This window comes from Paenibacillus sp. FSL K6-0276 (genome assembly GCF_037977235.1).
Classification (GTDB): Bacteria; Bacillota; Bacilli; order Paenibacillales; family Paenibacillaceae; genus Paenibacillus_AQ.
Genome location: NZ_CP150276.1, coordinates 16,738 through 31,162, shown reverse-complemented (window position 1 = coordinate 31,162; position 14,425 = coordinate 16,738). Strand labels below are relative to the sequence as shown.

The window sequence follows — 14,425 nt, the reverse complement described above, 5'->3', positions numbered from 1 at the left end:
ATATATTCCGTTGCCGCTGTATCGGTGAATTTTCGCCCCAGTTTAATAAAATACATCCAATCGCCGATATTAAGAACATACGAATTCGCGAGGAGGTTAGACTATTATCTATGGAACCCAATACCAAAGGTGCAGCTACATTCTATCAATATAAATTAATCAAAAAAATCAATCTAACGGCACGCCTGCTGCCTACTTATATTATGCTTCCCCTATTAGTCACTGTGCTCGAAACAGTATTTCTTTCCTGGTGGAGCATTCTCTACATAATCATAGCAGCGCCTGTTGCCTTCTGGGTTCAATATGTCATTTCACGCTCAGTTCTTTTAATCTCAGGACATCCTATTTCAAAAAGATGGTCTGTATCATTTAAACTGCCTTGGCTGGGTTTTATGCCTGATCAACACATTAGTTACCGTATATTCCGTAAAGTACAGCTACATAATTTCTATATTGGTCTTTGTATCGTAGCTCTCTTTATTTTCTGGTCACCACCAGCATTTACAGTATCCCTGATTACTTGCCACTTATGGCTCCTACTGCCTCGGCTCTATGCTCTGTTCAGGCTGAATCGTCAGAACAAGGAAGGCATGCTGAAATTCAATCCAACCGATGTATCCTATTACTCTCAATAAAGTACAAACCCTAGTATAGCTCATACAATTCTCATGTATTAAAAAATAAACCGCCATCCATAATGGATGGCGATTCTTTATTTGGTCTTAAGGCCTTTAATGGAGGACTTCTTTTCTTTAGGAATCATCACTACAAAATAATCATCATGCACTGTTAAATGAACCGTTAACCCGTCCTTCTGAAAAACACCTGAAGAACCGCTATCCTCATCTTCCTGTTCATCCCAACCCCAAGCTTTAATAGCCTCCAAATAAGGATCCGGAATACCGTTCTTCTCCTTTAGTCCAGGTAAAGAATAACGTACATAATCCATAGCAACGTTAGTAGTAGTCTGGTCTGGTGAGTTCGCCTCATGGGGGACAGGGAAGCTCTTCTCATTAAGTGCACCCTCAAAAGTATCCCAAGTAGGTTCTTTCGTCCCGCAACTTGCCAGTATTAAAGTTAAAATACAAGAAATCATTATTAACTTGAATATTTTTAATTGTTTCATGCCTTAAATCCTCCCTACCTCTACAATGCATCTAAAGACACAAGAAAATTCAAAGTTAGAATTTATGAGTAGTTCCTTCGTATTAAAGATCTGCTAACTATTAGCACTTTTCTATTATACTTGTATCCACCGCGGCGTCGGTAACAAAAATGTCATTCCACAGTAACCTATTCTAATGTTATTACTAGCCTTAAACACTTGCACAATAAAAAAAGAAAAAAAGCCACTGCTGATATTATCAACAATGGCTCAATCTGCTTGGCAACGTCCTACTCTCCCAGGACCCTTCGGTCCAAGTACCATCGGCGCTGGAGGGCTTAACGGTCGTGTTCGGGATGGGTACGCGTGGAACCCCTCCGCTATCGCCACCAAACATGATTTTTCGAAGCTTCCGCTTCTCGAAATCGCTGCTAGAAAATATCAGTCCTTCAGAAAGACATGCAGCTTATTGGTTACAGGCTTAATCGCCTGAAAACTGAATCCGAATTGAATCTGCATTTTAAGTATAGGATAAGCCCTCGACCGATTAGTATTGGTCAGCTCCATGCATTGCTGCACTTCCACCTCCAACCTATCTACCTCGTCGTCTTCAAGGGGTCTTACTAATTGGGAAATCTCATCTTGAGGGGGGCTTCACGCTTAGATGCTTTCAGCGCTTATCCCGTCCGTACGTAGCTACCCAGCCATGCTTCTGGCGAAACAACTGGTGCACCAGCGGTACGTCCATCCCGGTCCTCTCGTACTAAGGACAGCTCCTCTCAAATTTCCTGCGCCCACGACAGATAGGGACCGAACTGTCTCACGACGTTCTGAACCCAGCTCGCGTACCGCTTTAATGGGCGAACAGCCCAACCCTTGGGACCTACTTCAGCCCCAGGATGCGATGAGCCGACATCGAGGTGCCAAACCTCCCCGTCGATGTGGACTCTTGGGGGAGATAAGCCTGTTATCCCCAGGGTAGCTTTTATCCGTTGAGCGATGGCCCTTCCATGCGGTACCACCGGATCACTAAGTCCGACTTTCGTCCCTGCTCGACTTGTAGGTCTCGCAGTCAAGCTCCCTTATGCCTTTGCACTCTTCGAATGATTTCCAACCATTCTGAGGGAACCTTGGAACGCCTCCGTTACTCTTTAGGAGGCGACCGCCCCAGTCAAACTGCCCGCCTGACACGGTCCCCGTACCCGGTAAGGGTACTAGGTTAGAACCTAGATACGATCAGGGTGGTATCCCAACGGCGCCTCCACCGAAGCTTGCGCTCCGATTTCTACGGCTCCCACCTATCCTGTACAGATCGTACCCAAATTCAATATCAAGCTGCAGTAAAGCTCCATGGGGTCTTTCCGTCTTGTCGCGGGTAACCTGCATCTTCACAGGTATTAAAATTTCACCGGATCTCTCGTTGAGACAGCGCCCAAGTCGTTACGCCATTCGTGCGGGTCAGAATTTACCTGACAAGGAATTTCGCTACCTTAGGACCGTTATAGTTACGGCCGCCGTTTACTGGGGCTTCGGTTCATAGCTTCGGGTTACCCCTAACCACTCCCCTTAACCTTCCAGCACCGGGCAGGCGTCAGCCCGTATACTTCGCCTTGCGGCTTCGCACAGACCTGTGTTTTTGCTAAACAGTCGCTTGGGCCTTTTCACTGCGGCCCCCTCGTGCTATTCACACTACCGGGGCACCCCTTCTCCCGAAGTTACGGGGTCATTTTGCCGAGTTCCTTAACGAGAGTTCTTCCGCGCGCCTTAGAATTCTCTTCTCGCCTACCTGTGTCGGTTTGCGGTACGGGCACCTTCTCCTGGCTAGAGGCTTTTCTTGGCAGTGTGAGATCATGACCTTCGCTACTATAATTTTCGCTCCCCATCACAGCCCAGCCTTAATGATGTGCGGATTTGCCTACACATCAGCCTCACTGCTTAGACGGACATATCCATCAGTCCGCGTCACTACCCTCCTGCGTCACCCCATCGCTCATAGCGGATTACGGTGGTACAGTAATTTCAAACTGTTGTCCTTCGACTACGCCTTTCGGCCTCGCCTTAGGTCCCGACTTACCCTGAGCGGACGAGCCTTCCTCAGGAAACCTTGGGCTTTCGGCGGATCAGATTCTCACTGATCTTTTCGTTACTCATACCGGCATTCTCACTTGTATGCTGTCCAGCGCTCCTTACGGTACACCTTCAACCCACATACAACGCTCCCCTACCCCAGATACATACGTATCTAGCCATAGCTTCGGTGGTGTGTTTAGCCCCGTTACATTTTCGGCGCAGAGTCACTCGACCAGTGAGCTATTACGCACTCTTTCAATGGTGGCTGCTTCTAAGCCAACATCCTGGTTGTCTGTGCAACTCCACATCCTTTCCCACTTAACACACACTTGGGGACCTTAGCTGATGGTCTGGGCTGTTTCCCTTTTGACAATGGATCTTAGCACTCACTGTCTGACTCCCGGCAATAAGTATATGGCATTCGGAGTTTGACTGATCTTGGTAACCCTTGCGGGCCCCGCAACCAATCAGTGCTCTACCTCCACTACTCTTATACCGAGGCTAGCCCTAAAGCTATTTCGGGGAGAACCAGCTATCTCCGAGTTCGATTGGAATTTCTCCGCTACCCCCACCTCATCCCCGCATTTTTCAACATGCGTGGGTTCGGGCCTCCAGTGCGTGTTACCGCACCTTCACCCTGGACAGGGGTAGATCACACGGTTTCGGGTCTACGTCCACATACTAAATCGCCCTATTCAGACTCGCTTTCGCTGCGGCTCCGTCTTCTCGACTTAACCTTGCATGTTAAACGTAACTCGCCGGTTCATTCTACAAAAGGCACGCCATCACCCATAGATAGGGCTCTGACTTTTTGTAAGCACACGGTTTCAGGTTCTATTTCACTCCCCTTCCGGGGTGCTTTTCACCTTTCCCTCACGGTACTGTTTCACTATCGGTCGCCAGGTAGTATTTAGCCTTAGCAGATGGTCCTGCTGGATTCATACGGGGTTTCACGTGCCCCGCACTACTCGGGATCCGTCTCGGAGAGAACACAGTTTAGGCTACAGGGCTTTTACCTCTATCGCGGGCCTTTCCAGACCTCTTCGCCTACCATATTCCTTTGTAACTCCATGTGAGACGTCCCACAACCCCTAAGAGCAAGCTCTTAGGTTTAGGCTGTTCCGCGTTCGCTCGCCGCTACTGACGGAATCACTATTGTTTTCTCTTCCTCAGGGTACTTAGATGTTTCAGTTCCCCTGGTCTGCCTCTACATCTCCTATGTGTTCAGAGATGAGTAACTGCGAATTACCACAGCTGGGTTTCCCCATTCGGACACCCCCGGATCAAAGCTTGCTTACAGCTCCCCGAGGCAGTTTCGTTGTTCGCCACGTCCTTCGTCGGCTCCTGGCGCCTAGGCATCCTCCGTGTGCTCTTATTAGCTTAACCTCAATTTTCTCCGTAGGAGAAATATTGCACATTGAATGAATTCAACACACTTTACTTCTTTCGGATTCCATTGTATTCACTAATAACATTTACTTGTTTACACAAGTTGCTAAAAGATGTTCTAAAACGCAAATTCGTTTCGGTATCCAGTTTTCAAGGATCAAGTTTAAAAATGAGAGCTTAAACTCTCAAAACTGAGCAACGAGTGAGTATTTTGGAAGTTAAACTTCCGATTTGAATGTTTCCATTGCAGGAAACGATTCTCCATAGAAAGGAGGTGATCCAGCCGCACCTTCCGATACGGCTACCTTGTTACGACTTCACCCCAATCATCTACCCCACCTTCGGCGGCTGGCTCCCTTGCGGGTTACCCCACCGACTTCGGGTGTTGTAAACTCTCGTGGTGTGACGGGCGGTGTGTACAAGACCCGGGAACGTATTCACCGCGGCATGCTGATCCGCGATTACTAGCAATTCCGACTTCATGCAGGCGAGTTGCAGCCTGCAATCCGAACTGAGACCGGCTTTGATGGGATTGGCTTCACCTCGCGGTTTCGCTTCCCGTTGTACCGGCCATTGTAGTACGTGTGTAGCCCAGGTCATAAGGGGCATGATGATTTGACGTCATCCCCACCTTCCTCCGGTTTGTCACCGGCAGTCACTCTAGAGTGCCCAACATTACTTGCTGGCAACTAAAGTTAAGGGTTGCGCTCGTTGCGGGACTTAACCCAACATCTCACGACACGAGCTGACGACAACCATGCACCACCTGTCTCCTCTGTCCCGAAGGCCGCCACTATCTCTAGTGGATTCAGAGGGATGTCAAGACCTGGTAAGGTTCTTCGCGTTGCTTCGAATTAAACCACATACTCCACTGCTTGTGCGGGTCCCCGTCAATTCCTTTGAGTTTCAGTCTTGCGACCGTACTCCCCAGGCGGAGTGCTTACTGTGTTAACTTCGGCACCAAGGGTATCGAAACCCCTAACACCTAGCACTCATCGTTTACGGCGTGGACTACCAGGGTATCTAATCCTGTTTGCTCCCCACGCTTTCGCGCCTCAGCGTCAGTTACAGCCCAGAAAGTCGCCTTCGCCACTGGTGTTCCTCCACATATCTACGCATTTCACCGCTACACGTGGAATTCCACTTTCCTCTTCTGTACTCAAGCCACCCAGTTTCCAGTGCGACCTTAGGTTGAGCCCAAGGTTTAAACACCAGACTTAAATAGCCGCCTGCGCGCGCTTTACGCCCAATAATTCCGGACAACGCTTGCCCCCTACGTATTACCGCGGCTGCTGGCACGTAGTTAGCCGGGGCTTTCTTCTCAGGTACCGTCACTCCGATAGCAGTTACTCTACCGGACGTTCTTCCCTGGCAACAGAGCTTTACGATCCGAAAACCTTCATCACTCACGCGGCGTTGCTCCGTCAGGCTTTCGCCCATTGCGGAAGATTCCCTACTGCTGCCTCCCGTAGGAGTCTGGGCCGTGTCTCAGTCCCAGTGTGGCCGTTCACCCTCTCAGGTCGGCTACGCATCGTCGCCTTGGTGGGCCGTTACCCCACCAACTAGCTAATGCGCCGCAGGCCCATCCCTCAGTGACAGATTGCTCCGTCTTTCATTCTTTCTTCAGGAGAAAAAAGAAATTATCCGGTATTAGCTACCGTTTCCGGTAGTTATCCCAGTCTAAGGGGCAGGTTGCCTACGTGTTACTCACCCGTCCGCCGCTAAGTTATTTTGAAAGCAAGCTTTCAAAATAACTCCGCTCGACTTGCATGTATTAGGCACGCCGCCAGCGTTCGTCCTGAGCCAGGATCAAACTCTCCAATTAGTATTGAAAAGAGCGATATGCTCATTTTGAAACATCTGACGAGAAAATTAATTCTCTAATTTTGGATTTCACTTTCGTGATTTCCTACTCACTCGTTGTTCAGTTTTCAAAGATCAAGTTCTCGTTGGCGCCGTTTAATGTCTCAGCAGCAACTCTTATACTATATCATTTCCGGCTATTTAATGTCAAGCTCTTTTTTTTAACTTCTTTTTCGAGCTCGGCATGTGTATTTCTTGGCCGGACTTAGAATATATCATGTATGGAGATTCATTGCAACACTTTTTTTATAAAAGTTTCAAAACATAAATTATGTAATAACGAATACACACTGTCTCTCTATACTGCTACCTTATATACATTTGATACTTAGCAGCAATAAGAAAGATTGTTGATCGTAAATGAGAAAAGCGAATAATATCATTCTATAATCTAAAAAGAAAACAACTGCAAAAGATATCAGTTGTTTTAGAAGATAGCTTAGACGAATCTAGATTAATTCCGCTTCCTTCGCTCCACTAATCACGGAAACGATACTGTTTCGAAGTACCTCTGCATTGTGCGCCTGGTACGGATCCACTTTGAAAATCACAGCATCTGCAATAAAACCCTCTGTAATTTGCCCCAGTTCATTGCCGCTTCCTAGAATGTCAGCAGCGGTTTTGGTAGCAGACTGCCACGCTTCTCCCCGAGTTAAGCCATAATCAATCAACGTATCCAGTTCTTGAAGATTATAACCATGTAGTGAAGGTGTGGCATAATCTGTACCGAATCCAATACGTACGCCTTCTCTTTTTGCATAATTAATGGCTTTGGGATGTGATTCGGCAGCACGGGCAGCTCGTTCGCAAATAATCGGGTTCAATGCCAGCACCCCTTTCGGATCAGCAGCGATACGATAAATGGATGTGGTAGGCACAAAAGCTACTCCTGAATTAGCTAGTCTACCTGCCTGATCCTCAGTCAGAAACATTCCGTGCTCTATAGATTCCACGCCGGCCTGAATAGACCAGTCTATAGTCACTCCTCCCCAGGTATGAATCAACACCTTCTTATCGTGAGCATGTGCATTACGAACAATGAATGCGAACTCTTCTTCGGAAAAAATAGGATCCACGACTTTCTCGGTAGGTGTTCCGAGACCACCTGTAGCCATGATTTTTATCCAACCTGCTCCTGTATCAAAGATTTGCGCCATTCGTTGTTCCAAATGCTTAAGACCACGGGCATCTGCTGCTCCAAGCATATCGCTGCTGGTCTGCACTCTCAGAGGTTGCTGATACTGCTGAACAAGATGCTGCACTGTGCTTGGCAGAATTCCGCCTGCATCACGCACAGTCGTTACACCCGTTCTAAGAGTAGCTTCAAAGGCCTGCGCCTGCATGGTTTCGATCTGCTGGAAATCGCGCTTCAATTGGTCCGCATGGTCAAAGTCTGTCCAAGCAAGATGCGTATGAAGATCAATAATACCTGGACTTATCCATAGATCTGTACCTGTAAGAGCTGAGTCATTTTGTTGCGGCTCCACTTCAGTAATAGATGAAAAATAGCCATCCTTGATCACAACATCAAAACGTTTACCTTTGATACCCGCTATATAAATATCCTTGAATGTTTGCAGTTCTGGATGCTTATGGATCATCTTCATTCCCCCCAAGCCAACCGAACAGCTAGTAATGCCTGATCAGAGTTTTGTTTCAACAATTGGGCAAGCGTCGATATGGCTTCCTCCACACTTTGACGGTCAGCATTCGTTCCAAAATGATTGATCCGCAAAAGATGCCCAAATAATTCTCCGTCTCCGGGAGCCACAATGCCTATAGACTGTTCGATCTGCAAATCTTGCTTCCCAGAAATCCGAACCGTTGTAGTCAGTGTAGAATAGTGTCTGCTGTCCTTCTGCCAAGGTTCAAGCCCCAACGATTTAATACCAGCTACAGCAGAAGCTGCAGCCCGTTCATGACGCTTGATCACTTGCTCCAATCCTTCTTCTTCAATTCTTGTCAAAGCCAGTACTAGAGCTCTGGCTTCCAGAGTTGGAATGTTTGGAGCAACCCGTAGTGGCGCGGCGCCATCCAGCGAAGGTTTGAGATCCAGCAAGGACAGAATGGAGTTACGCGGAGCATTTTTATTTGACTCAAGAAATTTCCAGCCGCGTGGTGAAATACTGACGGCACTAACACCATTAGGTCCAGCCAAGGCTTTTTGCGCACCTATCACTGCAAAATCAACTCCCCATTCATCAACCTGTAGATCCTCTCCCCCAACTGCTGAAACAGAGTCCGTCACAGTAATAAGATCGAATTCCTTTGCAATCTTAAATATTTCTTTAGCAGGATTAGAACCGCCTGTAACCACTTCAGCCTGAACAAAAGAAAGGGCACAAGGTTTAAACTTTTTAATCGCGGAAGCAACCTGATCACTAGTGACCACTTCATCAAAAGGAACCTTTACTTCAACAACCGTTGCTCCCCCCCTTTCAAGCCATTTTCCAAATAAACTTCCATAGGGACCTGTGACTATATTTACAATGGTTCGACCAGGCGCGGCTATTCCGGCAGCCACCGCCTCGATTCCTAGGATTGCTTCAGCTGGGATGATAACTGGAGGATACTCAGTAAACAAGATATTAGAAATCAAATGTGTAAGCTTATTGTACTCAGCCACTGAAAGTGGCACATATACATTATGTTCTGGGCTCATAAGAAACCTCCTGATGTACTTGATTTTGGCATTTTGGGAACCGCCGACAACAGCTCGTAACTGTATTCATGTTTAGGCCGGATGAAGAATTGATCCTTCGGACTCTGCTCCACAAGCTTTCCTTGCCGCATGACAGCTACCGTATCACTAATTGCATTAATTACTCCTAAATCATGGGAAATAAAAAGCATGGTGAGATTAAGCTCGGCTTTCAGCGTATTGAACAGCTCGAGCACACTAAGCTGCACAGATACATCCAGCGCGCTCGTAGGTTCATCCGCGATCAGGATGTTCGGCTCAACGCTTAATGCGCGAGCGATCGCTATCCGTTGACGCTGACCGCCAGAAAATTCGTGCGGAAATTTGTCTAAAGCTTTTTGTTCCAAGTGAACTTGGTTTAATAGCTCTTTGCATCTTTGCTCAACGTCCGTACGTCCCACTATTTTATGAAATAATAAGGGCTCGGAAAGAATTTGCCTAATCGAATGTTTAGGGTTCAGCGACGCATCTGGATTTTGGAAGATCATCTGGATTATTTTTCGCTGCTCACGGCTTCTTTTCTTTTTTAATTCTTGAGTACCTAACAGGATCTTCCCCTCATGCGGCGCAATCAGTCCAGCAATTACTCGCGCCAGCGTAGATTTCCCTGAGCCGGATTCTCCAACAAGACCAAGGGTCGTGTGCTGCTCAAGATTCAGATTGATGCAATCCAGCGCAGTAAATCCGCCATAATGAACAGTTAAATCTTTTATTTGCAAGGCTAATTCCATGAGTCTCTACTCCCTTCAAGCGCTGGCAAAGGAAGCACTGAATCAATCAGCATCTGTGTGTAAGGGTCCGTCGGATTTTGCAAAATATCAAGGGTATCGCCATACTCAACAATCTGCCCCTGTTTCATTACACATAACCGTGAGCACAAGTTAGCTGCAATCGCAAGATTATGCGTAACAAAAACCATGGCAAAACTGAGCTCATGCTGGAGGCTCGTGATCGTCTCAATAATTTTCCGTTGAACCGTGACGTCCAGCGCCGTTGTCGGCTCATCACAAAGAAGAATGCCTGGCTTACATGCCAGTGCCAGAGCGATGACTACCCGTTGACACTGACCGCCTGAAAGCTGACTCGGATACCGGTCCTTTTTCTTTAAAGAATCGGGGAGACCAAGCCTTTCGAGTAGCTCCAGTGCAATTATCCGCGAAGCTTTTCGACTTACTCTCTGTCTGTAATACACAACTTCAGCCAGCTGATTGACAACCATACAGAGCGGATCAAGCGCACCTCTTGGATCTTGAAATACCATCGCACTGCTTACGTCACTTTTAATGGTGCCACCTATCTGTTCAACACCGTTTGGAAGCAATCCTAGAATTGCACGCAGCGTAAGCGATTTTCCTGAACCTGATTCACCTACTAATCCTAGACTTTCCCCTTTGCCCAGCGAAAAGCTAACATTGTTGACTAATCTCTCATTTGACTTGGCCGCCAGTGTTAAAGCCTCTATTTCTAAAATGGGTTGTATAGACATCATTTTTTCCTCCATATGTCTGCTAAACCATCACCTAGGAGAGACAGGGCTATCCCCGTATACACCACTGCAAATCCCGGAACGGCCGAGAGCCACCAAGCTGTAGTGATAAAGGGCTGTCCATCCGAAATCATTGTCCCCCAGTCTGGAGTTGGCGGTGTAATACCGATCCCAAGATACCCGAGTGTAACAATGGCGACAAGTATTCCAATCATATCTGTCATGAGGACGACCACGGCTTGAGGAAGTACATTGGGCAGCAGATGACGCAAAATAATTCTTACCCCGGGTAGCCCTAAAGTTTGAGCGGACGCCACCCATTCCTGATTACGAAAGGATGCGCTTAGACCTCTAACGACACGAGCAAAGACAATCCAACCTACAAGCATAAAAGTAATATAAATGCCTCGTTCTCCTGCTCCGCTAGCAAAAGCAACGATAATGACGATCAAATAAAAAGGAAAAGCGATGAGCGTATCTGACAGCAGCGTAATAACTGTATCGATCCATTTTCCGTAGTATCCTGCCAGCATTCCTAAGAATACACCTGTACAAAAAGGGATGATTTCTGCCAAGACCATGATTTTTAGATCAGTCCTTGCTGCATAAATCAGTCTAGTAAACAAATCACGTCCCAACTGATCGGTTCCTAGCCAATGTTCGGCTGATGGAGGCTGTAAAAAGGCACTCAAATTTTGCTCGGAGGGGTCATAAGGACTTATATACGGTATGAACACAGTCAAGAAAATAAGAGCTGCAAACATAATAATTCCCACTAGAAATGAAGGGGTATTCCATATTCGCTTTAAACCGCTAGTCATCTTGCCACCCTCATACAATCGTGGCTCTAGTCTTATAGTTTTCATTGTTTTCCTTTCGTTCTGGGATCAAGCCACCAGGAAATGATTTCAATCAAGAGACTGATGATCACAACAGATAGCGCACAGTAAAGTGCTATTCCTTGAATAACCGGAAAGTCCCGTTTCGAAATTGAAGTGAACAACAAGCTGCCAATTCCCTTAATTCCAAACACTTGTTCAACGACCAATGTGCCGCCGATTAGATAAGAAATATTTACACCCATTAGCATCAGCGTAGGGAGAGCAGAATTGCGCAGCACATGTTTAAACAAAATAACCCTGCTTGGTATTCCCGCAGCCTTAAGTGTGACTACAAAATCTGATTCTAACACTTCAAGCATCTGCGCTCTTAAAGAACGGACCAGCGTAGGAATCTGTGAAAAAGAAACGGTGATTGCTGGAAGTGTAAGACTATGCAAGGTTCCGATCCAACCTTCACTTACTCCCCCAACAGGGAACCAGCCAAGCCGAACACTAAAGAGCAAAATTAAAAGTAAGCCAACCCAGAAGATTGGCATACCCAAAGTTATTGTAGGAAAAATACGTATTAAATGATCCAGCAGTTTATCCTTATGCGTAGCTGCTACTGTAGCAAGAAGAAGTGATACGAAAATCGCCAACACACAGGCCATCACTATGAGCAACAAAGTAACAGGGGCCCGCTGCGTAATCAACTCTCTTGTTGATGTCCCCATAATAATGGAGTTTCCAGTATCTCCTTGAGTAAACAGCGTCTTCACAAATCGCATGAATTGCTCCCATAAAGGGAGGTCCAGCCCAAGAGTATGATGCATACTTTTGAGCGCCTCAGGGGTACTGTATTCTCCCAGGATCATTTTAGCTGGATCTCCCGGCACAATTCGGATGATGAAAAAGACTGCTATCATTACGCAGATAATCACTGCCAACGCTTTTATAAGTGATATCACAAGCCAGTTATATGAATCTTTGCTTCCTCTAGGTTGATTTAACACCTGCTTAAGATTCATCATTGGCTAATGCGGACATCTTCGAAACGTGCGCTACCGTTAGGTAGAACAACGAGGCCATCGACTGAAGAACGGATACCTTTCAAAACCTCCGGATAATAAAGTGGAATGTAAGGCACTTCATCAGCAAGTGTCTGCAGTAGCTTAGAATAGATTTCCGCCCGAGCATCACCATCCGCTGTTTTTTGTCCCTCATATAGAAGCTTCGTTACTTCATCATTCGTATAATGCGTCCAATACGATTTGCTGAAGCCTTCCGGATCAGTTTGGAAAGCAATAATCGAGTTCGCTTCTGGCGAATCAGCTTGACCGCTGTTCAACATTGCCGCAAAATCATATGCAAAGAAACGTTCACGGAAAGTGGCAAGTTCAATCGACTCAATCTCAATCTTAATCCCGATCGTTTGACCCGCTGCCTGAATAATTTGTGCCTCTTGAGCTCTTGTGCTATTACCGGATGCTACAAGTAATTTAGTAGTGAAACCATCAGGGAAGGCAGATTTCGCGAGCTCCTCCTTGGCTGCTTCGATATTGAAGTTCAGTGCCTTGATTGTATCATTTGCGTTATAAGGAATCGTTGTTGGCAGCAATGAGTTTGCTGTTTGTGCATAACCAAAGGTTAGCGCCTTGGTCAAGCCCTCACGATCAAGCGCCAGAGCCAGTGCGCGACGGACATGCACATCAGAAAAATGTTCATCCAACGTATTAAAGAACAATTGCTCTGTCACCCAACTGCCGTTAGTAACTACTTTAGTGTCAGCTCCATCTTTGATCTCATTGGCATTTTGCAGTGCCAAAGATTCAATAGCATTAACTTCTCCAGCCTTCAACTGGTTGATCGCTTGACTGTCGTCTTCAATCAGCTTATAAACTAGCTTATCAATATATGGTTTGCCTTCTTGCCAGTAGAATTTATTCTTGGTGAAGGTGAGATCACCCGCAGTGTCCCATGTTTCAACAACAAAAGGTCCCGTTCCGATTGGTTTCTTGAAGAATTCTTCTTCGGAGACTCCACCAAAATTGTTAGGAAGAATGCCATTTGAGAAATTGGACAGCTCTGAGATAAATGGTGTATAAGGCTCTTTAAGCGTAATAACAAGCGTTTTGTTATCCTGCGCTTTGATTGTGTCGACCTTTGCGGATATTTCCAGCGGGCCGCCAACCTTCAAGTGCCGCTCAAGGGAGAATACGGCATCCTCTGCAGTTACATCCGTACCATTTGAAAACTTCAAACCATCGCGGAGTTTAAATGTATACGTCAAGCCATCTTCACTGATACTATGTGACTTGGCAAGCCAATCTATAATTTCGCCCTTGCTGTCAAAAGCAACTAATGATTCAAATACTTTGTCGATAGCAAAAGCATTGTTAGACGTAATCTGATTATGCAAATCCAGTGAGGTTACAGAAGCAGGCCGTCCATAGACGAAAGTACCTCCTGATGCAGGCTCTGCGGTTTGAGGACTCTGAGTTGCTGGACTCGCGCTTTCCACTGCTTCCTTATTGGAATCAGCCTTATTATTAGATCCCGAGCATCCTGCAATTAACATCAATAGCAAAACTGCTATCGCCCCCAACAGAATCGGTTTCCTAATAGAAACATTAAAATATGACATAATCCGCTCCCCCTATAATTCTCATATGTTTAGTATGAATTGTATTATGGATTAATCACTGTAGTCTGTCAAACAAAATTTTAATCACAACAACTCGTTAAGTAAATAAACACAACAAAAAGACCACTGTCGATTACTCAACAGTGGTCTTACGTGCTTGGCAACGTCCTACTCTCCCAGGACCCTTCGGTCCAAGTACCATCGGCGCTGGAGGGCTTAACGGTCGTGTTCGGGATGGGTACGCGTGGAACCCCTCCGCTATCGCCACCAAACATGCGTCTGTGAAACAGACGCTGCCCGCGTGAAATTTCGTTCATCACCAGAAGTGTGAATGAATTTCTTAGCG

The 14,425-nt window shown here is 46.4% G+C and carries 9 protein-coding genes and 4 rRNA genes; 1 reads left to right on the top strand and 12 read right to left on the bottom strand.

Going from position 1 to position 14,425, the window contains the following annotated elements; all coding sequences use genetic code 11:
- Positions 1–110: 110 nt before the first annotated feature.
- Entirely contained in the window at positions 111–635 is a 525-nt protein-coding gene (locus MHH52_RS00120) for a hypothetical protein (protein ID WP_340005928.1), read from the top strand.
- Between the two features lie 77 nt (positions 636–712).
- Here MHH52_RS00120 and MHH52_RS00115 read toward each other — a convergent pair whose 3' ends face one another.
- The 12 genes from MHH52_RS00115 to rrf (MHH52_RS00060) all read right to left on the bottom strand — a co-directional run bounded on the left by MHH52_RS00115 (position 713) and on the right by rrf (MHH52_RS00060) (position 14,351).
- Positions 713–1,126, bottom strand: coding sequence for a hypothetical protein (locus MHH52_RS00115; RefSeq protein WP_340005926.1), 414 nt, complete (start codon positions 1,124–1,126; stop codon positions 713–715).
- Positions 1,127–1,382: 256 nt separating this feature from the next.
- Positions 1,383–1,499, bottom strand: a 5S ribosomal RNA gene (rrf, locus tag MHH52_RS00110).
- Between the two features lie 133 nt (positions 1,500–1,632).
- Positions 1,633–4,561, bottom strand: a 23S ribosomal RNA gene (locus tag MHH52_RS00105).
- A gap of 270 nt (positions 4,562–4,831) precedes the next feature.
- Positions 4,832–6,389 (bottom strand): 16S ribosomal RNA (locus MHH52_RS00100).
- Together the 16S, 23S and 5S rRNA genes form the textbook arrangement of a ribosomal RNA operon.
- A gap of 487 nt (positions 6,390–6,876) precedes the next feature.
- Entirely contained in the window at positions 6,877–8,028 is a 1,152-nt protein-coding gene (locus tag MHH52_RS00095) for an amidohydrolase family protein (RefSeq protein WP_340005924.1), read from the bottom strand.
- 2 nt (positions 8,029–8,030) lie between these two features.
- Positions 8,031–9,089, bottom strand: a complete 1,059-nt coding sequence (locus tag MHH52_RS00090) for an aminotransferase class V-fold PLP-dependent enzyme (protein ID WP_340005922.1) — start codon at positions 9,087–9,089, stop codon at positions 8,031–8,033.
- Positions 9,086–9,859 (bottom strand): ATP-binding cassette domain-containing protein, encoded by a 774-nt coding sequence (locus MHH52_RS00085; RefSeq protein WP_076287055.1) that lies wholly within the window; start codon positions 9,857–9,859, stop codon positions 9,086–9,088. The genes MHH52_RS00090 and MHH52_RS00085 overlap by 4 nt, the downstream gene beginning before the upstream one ends.
- Positions 9,850–10,617: an ABC transporter ATP-binding protein gene (locus MHH52_RS00080; RefSeq protein ID WP_313641912.1), complete on the bottom strand. Its 768-nt coding sequence runs from the start codon at positions 10,615–10,617 to the stop codon at positions 9,850–9,852. The genes MHH52_RS00085 and MHH52_RS00080 overlap by 10 nt, the downstream gene beginning before the upstream one ends.
- Complete coding sequence (locus MHH52_RS00075; RefSeq protein WP_340005919.1) at positions 10,614–11,480, bottom strand: ABC transporter permease; 867 nt, start codon at positions 11,478–11,480, stop codon at positions 10,614–10,616. Before MHH52_RS00075 ends, MHH52_RS00080 begins: the two co-directional genes overlap by 4 nt.
- Complete coding sequence (locus MHH52_RS00070) at positions 11,477–12,463, bottom strand: ABC transporter permease (protein WP_340009421.1); 987 nt, start codon at positions 12,461–12,463, stop codon at positions 11,477–11,479. Before MHH52_RS00070 ends, MHH52_RS00075 begins: the two co-directional genes overlap by 4 nt.
- Positions 12,463–14,079, bottom strand: a complete 1,617-nt coding sequence (locus tag MHH52_RS00065) for an ABC transporter substrate-binding protein (RefSeq protein ID WP_340005918.1) — start codon at positions 14,077–14,079, stop codon at positions 12,463–12,465. Before MHH52_RS00065 ends, MHH52_RS00070 begins: the two co-directional genes overlap by 1 nt.
- A gap of 155 nt (positions 14,080–14,234) precedes the next feature.
- A 5S ribosomal RNA gene (gene rrf, locus MHH52_RS00060) occupies positions 14,235–14,351 on the bottom strand.
- Between the last annotated feature and the right edge of the window lie 74 nt (positions 14,352–14,425).